General features: G+C 70.5%; 16 protein-coding genes and 1 pseudogene. 8 read left to right on the forward strand and 9 right to left on the reverse strand.

Annotated features, from left to right (window positions below; genetic code table 11):
• Positions 1–83 precede the first annotated feature (83 nt).
• The gene (locus tag ACGFI7_RS33015) at positions 84–413 is read left to right on the forward strand and encodes a hypothetical protein (protein WP_393411500.1); all 330 of its coding nucleotides are present in this window, start codon (positions 84–86) and stop codon (positions 411–413) included.
• A gap of 92 nt (positions 414–505) precedes the next feature.
• Here ACGFI7_RS33015 and ACGFI7_RS33020 read toward each other — a convergent pair whose 3' ends face one another.
• Complete coding sequence (locus ACGFI7_RS33020; RefSeq protein ID WP_393411502.1) at positions 506–685, reverse strand: ATP-binding protein; 180 nt, start codon at positions 683–685, stop codon at positions 506–508.
• A 429-nt stretch (positions 686–1,114) separates the two neighbouring features.
• Between ACGFI7_RS33020 and ACGFI7_RS33025 the strand changes: the two genes are divergently transcribed.
• On the forward strand, positions 1,115–1,576 hold the full coding sequence (locus tag ACGFI7_RS33025) for a hypothetical protein (protein WP_393411504.1): 462 nt from the start codon (positions 1,115–1,117) through the stop codon (positions 1,574–1,576).
• 17 nt (positions 1,577–1,593) lie between these two features.
• On the opposite strand, the pseudogene ACGFI7_RS33030 reads toward ACGFI7_RS33025, so the two are convergent.
• The 3 genes and pseudogenes from ACGFI7_RS33030 to soxR all read right to left on the reverse strand — a co-directional run.
• A pseudogene (locus tag ACGFI7_RS33030) lies at positions 1,594–1,851 on the reverse strand (IS21 family transposase); the annotation flags it as partial.
• A gap of 81 nt (positions 1,852–1,932) precedes the next feature.
• Positions 1,933–2,790 carry a class I SAM-dependent methyltransferase gene (locus ACGFI7_RS33035; RefSeq protein WP_393411506.1) on the reverse strand — a complete coding sequence of 286 codons (858 nt, stop codon included), beginning with the start codon at positions 2,788–2,790 and terminating at the stop codon, positions 1,933–1,935.
• Between the two features lie 328 nt (positions 2,791–3,118).
• Positions 3,119–3,601 carry a redox-sensitive transcriptional activator SoxR gene (gene soxR / locus ACGFI7_RS33040; RefSeq protein WP_393411508.1) on the reverse strand — a complete coding sequence of 161 codons (483 nt, stop codon included), beginning with the start codon at positions 3,599–3,601 and terminating at the stop codon, positions 3,119–3,121.
• 54 nt (positions 3,602–3,655) lie between these two features.
• Here soxR and ACGFI7_RS33045 point away from each other — a divergent pair, with 54 nt between their 5' ends.
• Complete coding sequence (locus ACGFI7_RS33045; RefSeq protein ID WP_393411510.1) at positions 3,656–5,194, forward strand: MFS transporter; 1,539 nt, start codon at positions 3,656–3,658, stop codon at positions 5,192–5,194.
• 168 nt (positions 5,195–5,362) lie between these two features.
• Here the strand turns inward: ACGFI7_RS33045 and ACGFI7_RS33050 are convergent, their stop codons facing one another.
• The 3 genes from ACGFI7_RS33050 to ACGFI7_RS33060 form a co-directional block, all read right to left on the reverse strand.
• Positions 5,363–5,623 (reverse strand): hypothetical protein, encoded by a 261-nt coding sequence (locus ACGFI7_RS33050; RefSeq protein ID WP_393411512.1) that lies wholly within the window; start codon positions 5,621–5,623, stop codon positions 5,363–5,365.
• 150 nt (positions 5,624–5,773) lie between these two features.
• The gene (locus ACGFI7_RS33055; RefSeq protein WP_393411514.1) at positions 5,774–6,922 is read right to left on the reverse strand and encodes a hypothetical protein; all 1,149 of its coding nucleotides are present in this window, start codon (positions 6,920–6,922) and stop codon (positions 5,774–5,776) included.
• Positions 6,923–7,057: 135 nt separating this feature from the next.
• Positions 7,058–7,930 carry an alpha/beta fold hydrolase gene (locus tag ACGFI7_RS33060; protein ID WP_393411516.1) on the reverse strand — a complete coding sequence of 291 codons (873 nt, stop codon included), beginning with the start codon at positions 7,928–7,930 and terminating at the stop codon, positions 7,058–7,060.
• A gap of 183 nt (positions 7,931–8,113) precedes the next feature.
• Here ACGFI7_RS33060 and ACGFI7_RS33065 point away from each other — a divergent pair, with 183 nt between their 5' ends.
• Positions 8,114–8,974, forward strand: a complete 861-nt coding sequence (locus tag ACGFI7_RS33065; RefSeq protein ID WP_393411519.1) for an SDR family NAD(P)-dependent oxidoreductase — start codon at positions 8,114–8,116, stop codon at positions 8,972–8,974.
• Positions 8,975–8,984: 10 nt separating this feature from the next.
• A complete protein-coding gene (locus tag ACGFI7_RS33070; RefSeq protein WP_393411521.1) occupies positions 8,985–9,500 on the forward strand; it encodes a MerR family transcriptional regulator in 516 nt (171 codons plus the stop codon).
• A 37-nt stretch (positions 9,501–9,537) separates the two neighbouring features.
• Here the strand turns inward: ACGFI7_RS33070 and ACGFI7_RS33075 are convergent, their stop codons facing one another.
• Positions 9,538–10,395 (reverse strand): helix-turn-helix transcriptional regulator, encoded by an 858-nt coding sequence (locus ACGFI7_RS33075; protein ID WP_393411523.1) that lies wholly within the window; start codon positions 10,393–10,395, stop codon positions 9,538–9,540.
• Between the two features lie 86 nt (positions 10,396–10,481).
• On the opposite strand from ACGFI7_RS33075, the gene ACGFI7_RS33080 reads away from it, so the two are divergent.
• Positions 10,482–11,264, forward strand: coding sequence for an SDR family NAD(P)-dependent oxidoreductase (locus tag ACGFI7_RS33080; RefSeq protein ID WP_393411525.1), 783 nt, complete (start codon positions 10,482–10,484; stop codon positions 11,262–11,264).
• On the opposite strand, the gene ACGFI7_RS33085 is transcribed toward ACGFI7_RS33080, so the two are convergent.
• Positions 11,261–12,346: a transcriptional regulator gene (locus tag ACGFI7_RS33085; RefSeq protein WP_393411527.1), complete on the reverse strand. Its 1,086-nt coding sequence runs from the start codon at positions 12,344–12,346 to the stop codon at positions 11,261–11,263. The two genes, ACGFI7_RS33080 and ACGFI7_RS33085, sit on opposite strands and share 4 nt — an antisense overlap.
• Before the next feature lie 11 nt (positions 12,347–12,357).
• Here ACGFI7_RS33085 and ACGFI7_RS33090 point away from each other — a divergent pair, with 11 nt between their 5' ends.
• A complete protein-coding gene (locus ACGFI7_RS33090) occupies positions 12,358–13,626 on the forward strand; it encodes an MFS transporter (RefSeq protein WP_393411528.1) in 1,269 nt (422 codons plus the stop codon).
• A 122-nt stretch (positions 13,627–13,748) separates the two neighbouring features.
• Positions 13,749–17,411 (forward strand): hypothetical protein, encoded by a 3,663-nt coding sequence (locus ACGFI7_RS33095; protein ID WP_393411530.1) that lies wholly within the window; start codon positions 13,749–13,751, stop codon positions 17,409–17,411.
• Positions 17,412–17,422 lie beyond the last annotated feature (11 nt).

Consider the following 17,422-nt stretch of genomic DNA (forward strand, 5'->3'; position numbering starts at 1 on the left):
AACGCCTTGCCAGCCTGATGGGATGCCTGTCACCGTTGTTTTCCGGGATCGAGTGGCCGGAGCGAGAAGTCATGGGCCGGAGCGTGAAGCGCAGGAAGACTCCGCAGGAGAAGAAGCGGCTGAGCTACACCAAAGATCGTCGCAACGACTACGGTGAGAATGACAAGAGCTCGCGCAAGAGCATCCGGCGCAACAAGCGGGCGCCCCACCGGGCCAACCGCCATCGTGATCATCAGATCCTCGAAGCCGCCCGGGGCGCTGCCGACGAGCAGTCAAGTGAAGCTACCGAAGAGCGTCTGTACGTGAGGTGGCCGAAGCGCTGGAAGAAAGTTCGCGACGCGCCCCTTGGTGAGATCTTGCTGAGGCGTATCGAGCGTCGGGTGAAGCGGGGCATCCATGCTGCTGACCGTTAGACTGCGGCGCTCGTAGGCGGCATCGACCAGGCGGTAGAAGCCCTCGGCGGCGTCGGGTGAAATGGGCAGGAGCCCGATGTCGTCGACGATGATCAGATCGGTCTGGGTGATCGGGCGATCGCCTTGGAGACGGAGTCGTCCACCCGATGGCGCCGGACCAGCGAACCGAGGTCCTCGATGGTGAACCACGCGACGGTCGTCCCGGCGTCGACGGCGGCCTGCCCGAGCGCCTCGCAGAAGTGTGATTTTCCGGTGCCCGACGGCCCGGCCACGCAGAGGTTCTGGCGTCGGCCGACCCATTCCAGGGTCCGCAGGGCGGACTGGGTGGGACCGGGATCGAGGAGGCTTCCTCGTGCCAGACGTGGAAGGTCTTTCCGGCGGGGAAGGCGGCGCGGGCGCGTCGGGTGCGGAGATTGGCCGCGTCCCGGCTGGCGGCTTCCTCGGCGAGCAGGGCCCGCACAATCTCGGCGGGATCCCAGCGAAGGGCCTTCGCGGTCGGGATGATCTCGGCCACAGCCCGACGGATGTGAGGCAGTTTCAGGCGTCGGGTCAGCGCGATCGCCTCGTCGAACGCGGCGCCGGAGGTTGCGGCGACCGCCGAGGCCGGTGCGGCCAGCCGGGGCCGGGCCGGTGCGGCGGCCGGTGGAGTCGTGGTCATCGGTCATGTCCTCCGTGTCGGAGTAGTCGGATAGGTTGCGGGCATGGCGGAGAGCGGTCGGGCCACTTTCGAGCAGTTGGCCCAGCGGGTCCGTGACGAGCTCGCCGCGGCCGGGCTGCCGGTGATCGCTCCCGGTCTGGCCCCCGAACTGGCCACCGGGGCGGAGGTCCACGTCGACATGTGGAACCACCACTTTCACGGTGAGGAACCCGAAGTGGTCGTGAGCTGGAAGGTGAGCCCCCAGCTGCGGAGCAACGCCATGGACGCGCTGCGACACGGGCGCCTGGACGATCCGGCGATCCGGCAGTCCGGCAAGGTCCAGATCGCGATGGCTGGTGCGGTAATCGCCATCCTGTCGGCGGCCGGGTTCACCGCCCTGGATCGCGACAACGACATGAGCCCGTTCGACGTGCAGGTTCTCGCCGGTCCTGATGTCGGCAGCAGGCCCGGCTGGGCCTTCCCGGACGAGGACCTGACCCCGCCCGGCGGACCCGCAAGGGCCTGACGAAGATCGGGCCGGGTTCAGTGGCCGAAGCCCGACCAGGCGGAGGTGCCCGGCTGCAGGCTGGGGGTCTCGCTGCGGCGGATCGGCTCGGTGTGGCCGTGCTCGCTGTGGTGGTCCAGGATCGACAGCAGGTCGCCCTCGGTGAATCGGCCCACCGTCGCGGCGGTGCCCAGCGCGCGGTCGACGTCGGTGGCCCCGTGCAGCTTGGCCAGTGCGATGGCGTCGGCCATCTTCACCCGGATCCGCCGGGTGCCGGCGGCCGCGGCCTCCACCAGGCGGCGCAGCGAGTCGAACATGCCGTCCTGGAGGAAGCGCTGGGCCGGGTGTCGTGCCCCAGGCGTCGATGATCGGCATGCTCATGCCCCGGGCCGGTCGATGTGGTGCGCTGCCCGGTCGGGCATGTCTGCCTGGGCGGTGGCCTCTCGTACGGCAATGACGTCTGACTGGTCGGCGCCGGCGGGAGGGTCGGCCGTGACGAGGCGGTAGCCGAGGTCGAGGGTGTCGTTGTCGAGGAGGTCGTGGTGGCGTTCGTGCCAGCGTCCGGTGGTGAGGTCGATCTCAAGGCGTCGCATCGCGCGCTCGACGAGGTGCTGGTCGAGGTTCACCAGTGCGGAGACGGCGGCGCGAGCTCGCGGGTCGAGGTAGCGGTGCGGGCGTCGCCAGTACGCGCCCAGGAATCCGTCGGTGCAGTCGGCGGCCACCGGCACGGAGACGACGCTCACCCGTGCGCCGTCGCGCCGCAACCAGGTCTGGACGAGGTCGAGGGAGGCGAGGCCGGCTTCGGCTTCGGAAATCTGCGGGAGGTACTCCTCGACCAGCCAGAATCGTGCGGTGACGGCGGGGTTCCAGGTGAGGACGATCTGCCGACCGGACACCCGGCGCAGCTCGGCGAGTCCGGCGGCCGGGTCGGTCCAGTGGTGGACAGTGAGGATGGCCATCGCGGCGTCGAACGACTTGTCAGGGAATGGAAGGGACTCGGCGTATCCCTGGATGACCGGCGCTGAACCGGGAGGACGCTGGCGTATCATCACCGTGGCCGGTTCCACGGCGGTGACCTGTCGATCGCGGGGCTCGTAGGAGCCGGTTCCGGCACCTACATTGATCACCGTTGTGGCGGAGCCCAGGGCCTGCTCTATCTGGCCGGCGATGCGGAGGTCGGGGCGGCGGTGGTGGGAGTAGCCGAGGCCGATCGTCTCGTACGGGTTGCCGTTCATGAAGCTCCTTCGCGGGATCGACGGGGCGGCGGTGCAGGTGGGGCGTTCGACGGAGAAGCTTCCTCAGGTCGTCCCCATCCAGCAAGGGCAGACCCCCGCGCAGCGCCGCGACCGCACTCCCGGTGCCCTTTCCGGCGGCCAGATCCACCGGGACGTGCGGCGTGCTGTCAGCGCTTATCTCACTGTCGTTCCATCCGCTGGCCCGGGCGGCCCTTGCAGGCCCGCCCTGGCTCACCGTTTCCGGGACCTCCAGGGTGGGATCGATGGCGAGGACTTCGTACGACGTGACCGCCGAGGGCACCCCAGGCGACAGTTCGGTCTGTCTGCGTCAGGGGAAGCGGCTTTCATCTGCCAGTCGTCGGCTCAGGAGGCGACGCGGGCCGGTGCCCTCGTCTCCGAGACGATCGTCGGGGTTGCGCAGCACGCACCGATCGATGGAAAGGCATCCGCAGCCGACGCAGTCGGACAGCCTGTCGCGCAGGCGGGTGAGCTGCTCGATGCGGGTGTCGAGTTCGGCTCGCCATGAGGCGGACAGGCGGGTCCAGTCCTCCCTGGTCGGTGTGCGCTCCTCCGGAAGACCTGCCAGGGCCTCGCCCACCATGCGCAGGGGAATGCCGACTCGCTGCGCCACCCGGATGAAGGCCACCCTGCGCAGGGTGTCGCGGGCGTAGCGTCGCTGGTTGCCCGCGGTCCTGCGACTGCGGATCAGGCCTTTCTCCTCGTAGAAGTGCAAGGCGGTCACTGCGACACCGGCACGGGCGGCGAGCTGCCCGACGGTGAGTTCCTTGGCATCGAAAGGGGGTTTCGTCACGCCTCTCAGGCTAGAGCTTGACCTCGTCTATAGTCGAGGTTTCATGCTTGACGGGTGACTGAATCACCTGCGGAAACCGCCCCGCTCACCACCGGCCGGGCGGGGCGACGGGAATGGATCGGGCTTGCCGTTCTGTCCATCCCCGCCCTCCTTGCCTCCCTCGAACTCACCGTGACCCACCTGGCGCTGCCCGCCATCGGCAGGGCGTTGGCAGCCAGCAGCGCTGAGCTGCTGTGGATCGTGGATGTCTACGCCTTTCTGCTCGCCGGATCGCTGATCACCATGGGTACGCTGGGCGATCGGATCGGCCGCCGACGCCTCCTGTTGATCGGCGCGGCCGCGTACGGCGTCGCGTCCGTGCTCGCGGCGTACGCTCCCAGCGCGGGCGCGCTCATCGCGGTCCGCGCGCTGCTCGGCATATCCGGCGCTACGTTGATGCCGTCCGTGCTCTCCCTGACCGTCGCCATGTTCCGGGATCCGCGGCAACGCACCTTCGCCGTCGGGATCGTCATCGCCAGCGTGTCCGCAGGCACCGCGATCGGCCCTCTCGTGGGCGGGTGGTTGCTGGAGCGTTTCTGGTGGGGGTCGGTGTTCCTGCTCGGTGTGCCGGTGATGGCGCTGCTCCTGGTGCTGGGGCCGGTTCTGCTGCCCGAGCGCCGCGACGCGGGGGCGGGGCGGCTGGACCTGATCAGCGCCGCACTGTCGCTGGCCGCGGTGTTGCCGGCGGTCTACGGTCTCAAGCAGATCGCCGCCGACGGTTCCGGCTGGTTGCCCGTGTTGTCCGTCGTAGCCGGGCTGCTGTTCACCGTCGTCTTCTTGCGCAGGCAGCGCGCGTTGCGGCACCCGCTGATCGACCTGCGCTTGTTTGGTAATCGGGCGTTCAGCACCGCCGTGGCCACGCTGGCGCTCGGGATCTTCGTGTTGTGGGGGTTCAACTATGCCTTCGCGCAATATCTGCAGTTGGTGCGCGGGCTCTCGCCGCTGGAGGCGGGCCTGTGGACGGCGCCTTCGGCTGTCGGGGTCATCGTCGGATCGATGCTGGCCTCCAGAATCGTGCGCTGGATAGCCCCGGGACCGGTCATCGCGGCCGGACTGGCCCTGGCTGCCGTCGGCTTCGTCGTGGTCGCCCAGGCGGGCATGACCGCCGGGACAAGTGCCCTGGCCCTCGTGGTCACCGGGGCCATCATCGTGTCCACGGGACTCGGTCCGATGATGGCGCTGGCCACCGACATGATCGTTGGTACGGCACCGCCCGAGCAGGCCGGCGCCGCCTCGGCGATCTCCTCGACCGCGCCCCAACTCGGCGGTGCACTCGGCATCGCGCTCCTCGGTAGCGCCATCACCGCGGTGTACAGAAGCGAGATGAGCTCCGCTGACGTGGCGGGCCTCCCCTCGGAGGCCGTGTCCGCCGCGAGGGAGAGCCTGGGCGGCGCTGTGACGGCGAGTCACACGCTTCCCGACCTGCCCGGGGCCATGCTGCTCAGCGCCGCTCGTGAAGCGTTCACCACAGGGTTTCAGGTGAGCGCCGTGGTCAGCGCCGTGAGCGTGGCAGGCATGGCCGTCACGGTCGCGGTCATGCTGAGGCGCGGGTAGATTCGCGCCCGGCGTGACCAGGTGGTTCGTCGTGCAAGCTGAGAGGTCGCGCGGACTCTTCGATGCCCTGCGCGGTGGGTGTCGCGGAAGACTCGGGTGGTGTCAGGCCGGTGGAGGAGTACGAGAATCGCGCCACCGGACATGGCGACGAGTCCCTGGAACGATGCGTCAAGAGACCCGAAGGGAAGACCGTCTTAGCCTCATCCGAAGGATCATCAAAGTGGTCACGACGCCGACAACAACCCCAGCCGCCACTCCGGCGAGGAAAGGCAGCCATGCCAGGAACTGTTCGGTGACGGTGGGCTCGTCCAGCGATTCGGCGTACGACTTGATGGGGAAGAACTCATCCGGGACGGGCGCCTTGAACAAATCGCCATTCTGTAACGCGCCAGGGGTCGGAGTCACGGTCCCCATGATGGCGTTGATCACATCTGCACGCCAGGAAACCTGAGTGGCTTGACCTCGGCTGTACGACGGGGATTTCACGCGCGTGGTGGCCGACGCTTCAAGCTGGTGATGCACGATCGGCCGACGCCACGTTCGTACAGGCATCTGAGTGGCTGACAGGGCGACCGCACATCAGAGGCCGGGCCGGCCATCGGCCAGGGCTCTCACCTGTCGGGCGATTTCCTCCACTGACTGCTCGTCCGTGTCGACGCAGAAGTCACCGATCCCGGAGTCGTCCAGGTCTCCGGCGTCGCGTGCGGCTTGTTCGGCGATCTGATGCAGGACCGTGGGTGGTTGTCCTCTCAGCTTGTCTCCCGGGAGCGTAGGGCCGCGTCCTTGTCCGCGTAGCAGGATGCGTGTGGTCAGGGTGTCGGAAGCGGCATGCAGCCGGCATACGGTCAGTGCCGTCCCTGGGAGCAGGTCGACGTACGTGCGGATGATGTCCGGGCGGCTGACGTGTCCTGAGATGACCAAGCATCGCGTACCGGCATCGCGGAATACCGTCCACAGGGCGGCGAGGTTCGCTGCTTTGATGTGGTGGTCGTCTTCAGTCGTGGGGTGGAGGAAGCCGATCTGTTGCAGGTCGACGTACGCGGCTCTGATACCGGAACGGACAATCTGTAGATAGATTTCGAAGCCGACCGTCGACTTGCCGACGCCGGTGGCGCCGCAGATCCAGAGAGCCGGAATCGGAGCGGAAGAAGGGGACGGAGGGTCTCCGGGCGGCGAGGGCTGTGCCGGAGAATCTCTCGGAGTTTCGCTGATGTGAGGAAGTGCTCCTGCCTGATCGAGTACGCGGCCGGCCACCTGTGAGGCTGTCAGCCCGCTTGTGTCGATGGACCTGCCGGTGAAGTCGGCGTGGTCCAGGGAGTCGGCTTCGGCTAGGGCGTCGTCCACCAGGTCCGGACGCCAGCCGCGGTTGATGAACCGTTGTCGGAGTTCGTCGCTCTCGACGCGTAGTCGATGCACGGTGATGTCGGCTTCCGGGACTGCGTCGGTATACAGCCGCACCTCTTCGAGGGTGTCCACGAACCCGGAAAGGACCAGGCACTCCATCCCCGCCGCCCTGAGGTTGGGCCAGATCGCACCCAGGCTCCGCGATCTGAGCTCATGAGTGTTCTCGGTGGGCGGGGGATGGCACAGGCTGATCTGATCGGTGTCGATGAAGGCGGCTCTGGTACCGGCTCGACTGAGTCGGGAGAAGATTTCGAAACCGACGGTGGATTTGCCGACGCCCGACGGACCGCAGAGCCAGAGAAGCGGAATGCCGCTGCTGTTCATCGGCGTGACGGTAGCCGGACGCGGCCTGAAATGGCGAGGGAATTATCTGATGCCAGATCACAAGGGCGATCGGTGCGTTTGTGGGGGAGAGCTGGAAGGCGAAGGGGACGGCCGCCGGCCGTCCCCGGCCTTTTGCTAGATCGCGGCCTTGTCCAGAATGGCGGCCACCTCATCGGCCCTGAACAGGAACCCCGCATGGGACGTGTCCAGGGTGTGCACGTCGTACGGGTTACCGGGTGTCAGGGCGTCCGCCTCGGCGATCAGCCTGTCCTGCATGGCCACCGGCAGGGATCGGTCGCCGGTCAGGCGGAGGTAGGTGCGGGCGATCGTGCCCCAGGTCGCGGCGTCGACGCGGGCGTCGGCCGTCATCACCGCGATCGATTCGTCCGGCTGCAGGATGTTGAGGAAGGCCCGAAACTGCTCGTCGCTGACGTCCGCCATGGTGGCGGCCTTGAGCGCGTCGAGCAGCGCCGCGTCCGCGGTGCGGTAGTTGGCCCGGCCGACGCCGAGTTGAGCGGGGTCGCCGACGTTGAACGCGGCCAGCGGGCCCATCAGGTTGTCGGCGAACTCGGGCTCCCGCATGTACTCGATCGGGTTGGCGCGCCGCACGCACGACCAGGCGGAGATGTAGACGAGCCGGCTCACCAGTTCGGGGACCGCGTTGCCCACCCCGCTGATGGTGAGGCCGCCGAGGCTGGCCGCCACCAGCACCACGGGCCCGTGCTCGGCCACGCGGCGCACGACGTCGACGACCGTGTCGATGTTGTGCTGCAGGGTGACCCCGGCCAGCGTCGACGGCTCGACCGCCCACGCGTCGAGGTCCTGGGGGGCCTGGTAGGCAAGCGGGTACTGCGCGTCGAGGCCGTGGCCCGGCAGATCGACGGCGTAGCTGCGGTGGCCGAGCAACGCCAGCTCGCGCTGGACGGGAGCCCACATGAAAGAGCTGCTGCCGGAGCCGTGGACCAGGACGAACGTGGGCGGCGACGAGTGGTTGGAGTTGGATCGCATGAAGAACAGTCCGTTTCGTTGGATGGCATGGCGAACATGCCTGCGTTGCCGGGTGAGAACGCGGCAGAACGAGCCGTGCGACGAAGCCGGCGGGCTGGCCGCTTCAGCTGTTACGAAGACGGATGAACTTCCGGTCACGTTGGTCTTGCGTTCGAGCGCGCTCGAAGGCATAGCGTCCTCGCCATGACGACACAGACCTGGATCATCACGGGCGCGTCCCGCGGGTTCGGACGCGCACTGGCGGAGTCGGCGCTCGCGGTGGGCGACCAGGTGGTGGCGGCGGTGCGCCGGCCCGAGAGTGTGGCCGATCTGGAGGCCGCGTACCCGGACACCTGCCTGATCGCGACGTTCGATGCCCGGGACATCGCCGCGGCCGCGGACCTCGTACGTGACACCCTCGACCGTTTCGGTCAGCTCGATGTGCTGGTCAACAACGCGGGCCGGGCCGTGGTCGGAGCGGTCGAGGAGGTCAGCGACGCGCAGTTGCGCGATTTGATGGATCTGCACCTGTTCGGCCCCGCCGCGCTCGTTCGGGCGGTGCTGCCCGCGATGCGTGAGCGGGGCACCGGGACGATCGTGCAGATGAGCAGCCAGGGTGGGCGGACGTCGTTCCCCGGCGTGTCGGCGTACTCCGCGTCGAAGTTCGCCCTCGAAGGCTGGTCCGAGGCCCTGGCGGGGGAGGTCGCGCCGTTCGGGATCCGGGTGATGCTCGTCGAGCCCAGCCGGTTCAGGACCGGCTTCAACGGGGGCGACGTGCTCGAGGTCGTCGAGCCGTCCGCGACCTACCGCGACGTGCTCGCCGACGTCCGTGCGGACATGGCCGGGGTCGACGGCCGCCAGGATGGTGACCCGGCGCGGGCGGCCGAGATCATCGTGTCCCTGGCGCACGGCGACGAGGTGCCGCTGCGGCTGCCGCTCGGGAGCGAGGCGGTCGGGCGTATCTCGCGTGCCTACCGGCGCGGCCTGGACGAGGTGGAGCGGTGCGCCGAGACCGCCCGCAGCGCCGACTTCGAGGGTGTGTCTCCATCGGTACGGCCCGTCTAGGCTCGTGGTCATGGCCACCGACGAGCTGATGACCAGGGCGCTCGAAGCGCTCGGGGACGACGGTCCGCTGTCGGTCGAGGCGATTCACCGTCTCGCCGACCTGGCCGATCTGCCCGAGACGATGACGATCGCCGAGGTCGCCGACCTCCTCGACATCTCGCCTCACACGCTGCGTTATTACGAACGGGCAGGGCTGGTCGAGGTGGCCCGCGACGGTCATGGTCATCGCGTCTACGACGCCCCAGCGGTTCGGCGCCTGGTGTTCCTCACCCGGATGCGGCTGTCCGGTATGCCGATGCGTGACCTGCAGCACTACATCACGCTCGTCGATGCCGGCGGGCACACGGTGCCGGAGCGGCTCGATGTGCTGGTCGAACATCGCGACACCATCCGCCGCCGGATCCGCGAGCTGACGCTGTCCCTCGCGGCGGTCGAATACAAGATCGCCACGTACGGGGGCTCGACCGGGCCGGACGTGCAGGACCTCGCCACCAAGGACGAGTTCCGCCAGACTCGCACCACCTGACTCCGACGTCCGGTATTTCCCGTCGAGTCCCGCTCCGTCAGGGGTGCTTGCTCGCATGGACGCCCTCGGTTCCCAGGACATTCAGAAGCGCCAGGGCCTCGGCGGCGGGGGAGCCCGGCGGTGCGCTGTAGAGCACGAGGTGCTGGTCGCGGTCCGTGAGCGTGAGCGAGTCGCAGTTGACGGTGATCTCCCCGACGACCGGATGACGGAACGTCTTGGTGAGGGTCGGCGCGGCCTGCACGTCGTGCCGCTCCCAGAGCCGGGCGAAGTCGGGGCTGGCGTCGAGCAGTTCGGCGACGAGGCCGGTCACCGCGGGGTCGGTCGGGTACCGGGCGAGGGTGGACCGGAGTTTCGTGACGACGTTCAGCCGGAACTCCGCGGTGCCGGACGTCCGGTACAGGGTCGCGTCGACGCCTGCCGGCCCGAGGAATGCCCGGCGCGCGAGATTGCGGTCCTGCGGGGCGAGCGCGGCGAAGTCCTCCATGAGCGCGGCCGCGAGGTCGTTCCACGCGAGCACCTCGAACACGGCGGACGTCACGAATGCGGCCGTCTGCGGCAGCCTCTCCAGGAGCGCGAGGATGCTCGGGCGGACGTCGCGCCGGTGGAGTCCGGTACGGCTCGGCGCCGTGCCCGCCAGGAGGTGGAGATGATCGGACTCGGCGTCCGTGAGCCGCAGCGCGCCGGCGATCCCGGCGAGGACCTCGCCCGACGGTCGCGGCGCCCTGCCCTGTTCGAGCCGGACGTAGTACTCCGTCGAGATGTGCGCGAGGACCGCCACCTCCTCGCGGCGAAGACCTGGTGTCCGGCGTCGCGGACCCGCGGGCAGGCCCACGTCCTCCGGTCGCAGCCGCTGGCGACGGCTGCGGAGGAACGCCCCGAGTTCGGCTTTGTCCATATCCCCAGTGTGCACGTCGTGCGACGACGGATCCTGGTACTGCCTGTGCCTGCATCCGCTGCGGAGGCCGGCCTGACACTGTCGCCATGACGCACAACACCGGCATCGCACCCATCGGTCTGCTCACCGGCAAGGTGGTGTTCATCACCGGCGCCAGCCGCGGCATCGGGGCGGCCGCGGCCCGGCTCTTCGCCTCCGAGGGGGCCGCCGTCGTGCTGGCCGCCCGCGGCGCCGACGCCCTGCGGCGGATCGTCGCGGAGATCCGTGCCGACGGCGGCACCGCCGACGCCGTCACCCTGGACCTCGCCGACCGTGCGAACGTCCGCGCGGCGGTCGACCGCGTCGAGGAACTGCACGGACGGCTCGACGGCGCCTTCAACAACGGCGCGGCGCTTCAGCAGCCCGGCATGCTCGACACCACGAGCGACGAAGACATCGACCAGCAGTTCACCGTGAACTTCCGCTCACAGTGGACCGCCATGACCGCCGAGGCCGCACTCATGCGACGGAACGGTGGCGGGGCGATCGTCAACACGTCGAGCATCGGCAGCCGCCGCGCGAACCCGGCCCTCCCCGCGTACGGGGCGATGAAGCGCGCGCTCAACAGCATCACCGAGACCGCCGCGGTGAGCTGGGCCCGTGACGGCATCCGGGTGAACGGCATCACCCCCGGCGGCACCGCCACGAAGATGATCGACGCATGGGAGGCGACGAGCCCCGGCATCATCGAGCGGCTCACGGCGGCCACCCCGCTCGGGCGGATGGCCGAGCCGCACGAAGTCGCCGAGGTGGCAGCGTGGCTGCTCAGCGACCGTGCGTCGATGGTGACCGGCGCGATCGTGCCGGTGGACGGCGGCGCGGGCGCCTAGAAGGCGCTGATGTCGCTGGTGTCGTCCCGCTCCGTGGCTGTGGAAGGAGACCCTGATCGATCTCCGCCTCGCTGCACCCGGATGAGGGCTTCAGCCGTGGCTGTTCGGTAATACAGCACCGACCGTCCGGCTCGCCGCCGTTCCGCCAGCCCCGCGTCGAGGAGGACCTTGAGATGGCGGCCCACGGAACCGAGTCCCTGCCCGGTCAGCGCGACGAGTTGCGTCGTGCTCTTCGGCGTGTCCAGCAACGTCAGCACCAGGGCCCGTCCGGTGCCGACCAGCCTGTCGAGCGACTGCGGCACGGGCGTCCGTCCGGTCTCGGCCAGCGTTCCCGAGCACGGGTAGATCACCGCGTACCGGTGCGGCTCGTCCGCGGTGACCCACCCCCGATAGGGAGTGACCGGCACGAACATCAGGCCCGTCCCCGAGATCCGCTTCGGCGGATAGTCGAAGGTGTTGATCTGCAACCGGCTCTCACCGAGCCAGCGCATCCCGGGCCGTAACTCTCCCAGGGCCGCTGCCCAGCCGCCCTGGGAGAGCCGGCGGGTGCGCGAGACCACATCCGATTCGAGGATCGTCCTGCGCCGCGGCCAGGTGGGCAGCACCGTCTCCCGCCACACCCATTCCAGTACGTCGGCCAGACGCTCGGGCAGGTCGGTGCGGTCCAGCACAGCGGGCAACGGGCCGCGCAGCGACACCCGCAGGTCGGCGCGAGCGGCCTCAGAGGGTACGCGTCTGATGGCGGCGACTTCCTGCCCGAAAGTGACTCCGTCCTCCCCGGACGGCGTCGGCGTCAGGAAGTCGGCGTGCCAGTTGTGCCTGCCGATGGCAGCCGGGACGAGCGTCGCCGTGACCTCGTCGCCGGCGAGGCGCCGCCGGTAGCCGGGCAGGTGAGCATCCAGCCACGTCTGCTCGCCCGGGTGGGCTCCCGTCCCCTTGTCGAGCAGCATCAGTGCGGCGATCGTCTCAGCCAGCGGGGATATGACGAAGCGGCCACTCGCGAGCGTGTCCACATCGATCTGCCACAGTCCCACTGTTTCGCCCCCTTGCGAAAGATTACCGACCGCCCGGCCGGGCGACACAGACTCCGATCATGCGCACCTACCGCGAACTTCTGCGCACGCCGGAGTTCACCCCGTTGTTCTTGACCGTCTCGCTTCAGGTAGCGGCCACGACCGTGAGCGGCCTCGCGCTCAGCACGCAGGTGTACGCGGCGACGGGGTCACCGCTGCTGTCGGCGCTCAGCATGTTCGGCCCGTCGCTGGCCCAGGTGGTCGGGGCGACCATGCTGATGTCCGCGGCCGATCGGCTGCCGCCGCGCGCCGCCATGACGGCGATGGCGCTCTTCTTCTGCGCGGGCACGGCAGCCCTGGCCATCCCGGGCCTCTCCCTGGCGGCCGTCTTTGCGATCATCTTCGGGCTCGGCCTGGCCGGCTCGGTAGGCGGTGGAGTGCGCCACGGGCTGCTCAACGAGATCCTTCCCCGCGAGGGCTTCGTGCTCGGTCGGTCATTGATGAACATGTCGGTCGGGGTGACGCAGATCTGCGGGTTCGCGGCCGGCGGTGTCCTGGTCTCCGTGCTGTCCCCCGCGGGCACCCTGCTCATAGCCGCGGCCCTGAATCTGACCGCCGCCGCCGTGGCCCGGCTGGGTCTGGGCGAGCGGGCGCCGCGCGCCGCCGGGAGGCCGTCCGTGGCGGCGACGTGGCGCTCGAACGCGCGCCTTCTGTCGTCGGCACCGCACCGGCGCCTGTACGTGGCGTTGTGGGTGCCCAACGGCCTGATCGTCGGCTGCGAGTCGTTGTTCGTGCCGTTCGCGCCGGCGCACGCGGGCACGTTGTTCGCCCTGGCGGCGGCCGGCATGCTGGCCGGTGACGTCGTCGTCGGCAGGTTCGTGCCCGAACGGCGGCGGCGGCGGCTCGGCTTTCCCTTGCTGCTCCTGCTGGCCGTACCGTACTTGATGTTCGTCCTGGAGCCACCGCTGCCGGTAGCGCTCGCGGCTGTGACGGTGTCGGCCATCGGGTACGCGGCCACCCTGGTGTTGCAACAGCGGCTGGTGGAGCTGACCCCGGCCGAGCTGAGCGGGCACGCGCTGGGACTGCACTCCTCCGGCATGCTCACCATGCAAGGCGTCGCCGCCGCCCTGGCCGGCACGCTCGCCCAGGCCACCTCGCCGGAGCTCGCGATCAGCGTCATGGCGGCCGCGTCCGTGACCGTCACGCTGGCGCTGGCGAAGGCCGGGGCGAACGCCGAACGCGGACCTGGACGGGGGCGTCCAGGTCTCCGTCCTGGCTGGGATCGCCTGCGGTCGCGGCTCCGGCCCTCGCGTGGATCTCGACGGGTCCCCGTACGTGAAATCTCATGACTTGCCCCCTGTTGTCGTGGCGGAGATCTAAGGTCTAAGGCGGCCCAGGGATGTCCGAAACAGCCCTCCGGGGGTTCAGGACAACGCGGCAGAGACTCCGGACAACGCGAGGTGAGAGCACATTGGGACGGCCCGAACAGCCGGTGGATCCGCTGGCCGGTCCCGTCGAGAGGCTCGCCTGGGAGTTGCGCCGGCTCAGGGACGAGGCCGGGCGGCCGAGCTACCGCGTACTCGCGGAGCGCGCGCATTTCTCGCGGAGCACCCTCGCCGAGGCGGCCACCGGGACGCGGCTGCCCACGCTTGAGGCGACCCTGGCGTACGCCGTCGCCTGCGGTGGCGACCCGGCCGCATGGGAGCGGAAGTGGCGGCTGGCCGAGGCCGAGCTCGAACGGTCGCAGCGCCGTTGCCCTTATCCCGGCCTGCTTCCGCTGGACGTGGACGCCGCCGACCTGTTCTTCGGCCGGGACGACCTTCTCGAGGTCCTGCTGAAGGGCGTGCGGCAGGGGCCGCTGACGGTGGTCCGCGGGGCCAGCGGCAGCGGCAAGTCCTCGTTGCTGCGGGCCGGGCTGGCCGCGCGGCTGACCGCCGACGGCACCGCTGTCACGCTGCTCACTCCGGGCGCGCACCCGATGGCCCGGTTGAGCGCCGCCGGCGCCGACGGCTCCGGCGTGCTGATCGTCGACCAGTTCGAGGAGACGTTCACGCTCTGCGCCGACGGGCGGGAACGCGCCGGCTTCCTCGACGCGCTGAGCGAGCTCGTCGGCGGTCAGGACGGCCCGGCGGTGGTGATCGGGATCCGCACCGACTTCTACGAGCGCTGCATGGCGCATCCCGGTCTGTCCGCGGCCCTCCTCGACAGTGTTCACCTGCCGGTCGGACCGATGTCCGAGCAGGAGCTGCGCGCCATCATCACCGAACCCGCCGCCCGGGCGGGGCTGAGCGTGGACCCGGATCTGGTGGTCACCGTGGTGGCCGAGGCCGCCGAGCAGACCGGGGCGCTTCCGATGGTCGCGCACGCGCTGCGCGAGACGTGGGGCAGGCAGCGGGGGGACACGCTGACGCTGGCGGACTACCGGGCCGTGGGCGGCGTGTCCGGCGCTATCGCGCGAACCGCCGAGCACCTGTACGGCGACCTGGACGTCGGCCAGCGGCAGTTGCTCCGCGCCGTGCTGCTGCGGCTCGTCGCCCTGGGCTCGGGCAGCTCCGACACCCGTCGCGGCCTCGACCGGGACGAGCTCGCCGGAATCGGACCCGCCGGCGAGCTGGACGCGGTCCTCGACCGGCTCGCCGCCGCCAGGCTCGTCGTCGTGGACCAGGATCTGGTCGACATCGCGCACGAAGCGCTCCTCACCGGCTGGCCCCGGCTGCGGGACTGGCTCACCGCCGACCGTGAGGCCCTGCTGCGGCATCAGAGGCTCACGTCCGACGCGGCCGAGTGGGACCGCACCGGGCGCGGCGAGGACTACCTGTACCGCGGCACCCGCCTGGCCCACTGGGACGACGAGGCGAGCATCGTCCCGCTGAACGAGCTGGAGCGAACCTTCCTGGAGGCCTGCCGGTCGAACGCGACCGCGCGCGGCCGGGCCCGCCGCCGGACCCGGCTCGCCTTCGGCGGGCTGTCGGCCGCCGCCGTCGCGGTCATCGTGCTGGCCGCGCTCGTCCTGGTCCAGGTAGGCAACAGGGCCGTCGAGCGCGACCGCGCCGCCTCCGTACGGCTGGCCGCCGAAGCACGCCGCCAGCTCCAGCAGGACCCGGAGCTGGCGTTGCTGCTGGCGATCGAGGCGTACGAGGCGGAACCCACGCCGGAGGCCGACCTCGTGCTCCGCCAGGCCACCGCCGACTCGCGGCTGCGCGGCTCCACCCCGGCCGGCCTGCGCAGGGTCACAGGTACGACGGCCACGCCGGACGGCCGGAAGATCGCGATTTGGGGCGCCGGGGCGGGCCCGGCGGGTCTGGAGATCTGGGACCTGGACGGCGCCGCGCCGCGCCGGGCCGACCATGCGCTCCAGGCGGATCGGACGGACGGCATCCAGAGCGCCGCGTTCAGCGCGGACGGCCGCCGGCTCGTCACCGGAGACGCCGGAGGCGACGTGGTGCTGTGGGACCTGGCGTCGAACGGTCCGCCCGTGGTTCTGGGGACCGTCGACGGCGGCGTGCACGGCGTCAGCGTCAGCCGGGACGGCAGGGTGGCGAGCGCGCACCGCGACGGCGTGCGCGTCTGGAAGCCGGGACGCGCCGAGCCCTTCAAGCTCAGCGTCCCCGGCCGTGCGGTCAGGAGCGTCTCGTTCAGCCCCACCGGCCGGCTGCTCGCCACGGGGGGCGACGGATCGCCGCTGCGCCTGTGGGACATGACCGGGGACCGGCCCGTACCGCAGCGCGCGGCCCCGCGCGGCGAACCGGAGCAGGTGGCCGTCAGCCCGCGCGGCCCATGGGTCGCGACCGTCGAAGGCGACGTCCCTCAAGTGTGGGACGCGACGGAGGAGCCGGCCGGCGACTGGACCCCGCAGATCGAGCTGGCCGGCCACGCCCCGAAGCTGAACGGCCTGGTGTTCACCGCGGCCGGTGATCGTCTGGCGACCTTCGGCGCCGACGGCGTGATCCGCGTCTGGACGACGGGCAGCGACGCCGACCCGCTGGTGTTGCGCAGCCCGAAGGGGAATCCGCGCGGTGCGGCGTTCACCCCGGACGGGAGGTCACTGGTCAGCGTCGACGCGGACGGCTCCTTGCGTACGTGGGACGTCACGGCGGGAGACCCGGCGCCGAGCGAGGGCAGGCCCCTGGCGCTCAGCGCCGACACGAGCACGGTGGCGGTCAACGCGGGGGCGGTTTCACTCCTCACCCCGGGGGACGTCCGCGTCAAGCTATGGCGCGGCACCACCTCGGCCGAGGTGCGGGGCCCGCGTGACGCCGGCTATCTCGTCGCGCTGAGCCCTGACGGCCGGCGGATGGCGGGCATCGGCCGGGCCGGGACCTTGAGTCTGTGGGACCTCACCACCGCCGGCGCGCCCGTCACCACGCCCGCGCCCCTCCGCGGCCTGCCGCGCGGCCTGGCGTTCAGCGCCGACGGGAAGCGGATCGCGGTGGGCGCCTTCGACACCGAACCGCGGGTGTGGCAGATCTCCCCGTCCGGCGGGCTGACGGCGCTCGACGGCTGGCAGGCCCGGCCCACCGGCCGCGCCGACGGCGACGTGGCACTGAGCGCGGACGGCACGCGGCTGGCCGACGCCCGTGACGACCACACCGTCGTCGTCTGGGACCTGACCGGCGAGAGCGAGCCGAAGATCCTGCGCGGCCATGTGGAGGACATCACTGGCCTCGCCTTCAGCCCGGACGGGCTGCGCCTGGCCGCCGCGGCCACGGACGGCGCCATCCGGATCTGGGACGTCGGTGGCCGGGGCGAGCCCGCTGGCGTGCTGCACGGCGCCGAAAGCACCGTCCGCAGGGTGCGGTTCAGCCCTGACGGCACCTGGCTGGTCACCGACGAACCCGCGGGCCACCTGCGGCTCTGGCGGGCGGCAGGCGGCGAACCGCTGGAGCTGACCGGCTGGGGCGCGACCGGCGGTCTCGCGGCGTTCAGCCCCGACGGTACGCGGATCGTCAGGGGACTGAGCCCGCAGATCTTCCTCGGTCGCTCGCTGACGACCGGTCTGGGCGTCAGTCTTGTACGGGCCCGCGTCTGCGAGGTGTGCGGCCCGGCCGCAACGGTGCTCGAACTGGCCAGATCGCGCCGTACCCGCGAGCTGACCGAGGAGGAACGCCGCAGCCATCTCGGCCCGGACCCGTGATCCGCGCCGAT

This window comes from Nonomuraea sp. NPDC048826 (genome assembly GCF_043198225.1).
GTDB lineage: Bacteria > Actinomycetota > Actinomycetes > Streptosporangiales > Streptosporangiaceae > Nonomuraea.

Excerpts from the sequence above, each read along its gene's own strand:
- ACGFI7_RS33025 (WP_393411504.1), top strand. The coding sequence starts at position 1,115 with ATGGCGGAGAGCGGTCGGGCCACTTTCGAGCAGTTGGCCCAGCGGGTC.
- ACGFI7_RS33035 (WP_393411506.1), bottom strand. The coding sequence starts at position 2,790 with ATGAACGGCAACCCGTACGAGACGATCGGCCTCGGCTACTCCCACCAC.
- ACGFI7_RS33055 (WP_393411514.1), bottom strand. The coding sequence starts at position 6,922 with ATGAACAGCAGCGGCATTCCGCTTCTCTGGCTCTGCGGTCCGTCGGGC.
- ACGFI7_RS33060 (WP_393411516.1), bottom strand. The coding sequence starts at position 7,930 with ATGCGATCCAACTCCAACCACTCGTCGCCGCCCACGTTCGTCCTGGTC.
- ACGFI7_RS33065 (WP_393411519.1), top strand. The coding sequence starts at position 8,114 with ATGACGACACAGACCTGGATCATCACGGGCGCGTCCCGCGGGTTCGGA.
- ACGFI7_RS33070 (WP_393411521.1), top strand. The coding sequence starts at position 8,985 with ATGGCCACCGACGAGCTGATGACCAGGGCGCTCGAAGCGCTCGGGGAC.
- ACGFI7_RS33075 (WP_393411523.1), bottom strand. The coding sequence starts at position 10,395 with ATGGACAAAGCCGAACTCGGGGCGTTCCTCCGCAGCCGTCGCCAGCGG.
- ACGFI7_RS33080 (WP_393411525.1), top strand. The coding sequence starts at position 10,482 with ATGACGCACAACACCGGCATCGCACCCATCGGTCTGCTCACCGGCAAG.
- ACGFI7_RS33090 (WP_393411528.1), top strand. The coding sequence starts at position 12,358 with ATGCGCACCTACCGCGAACTTCTGCGCACGCCGGAGTTCACCCCGTTG.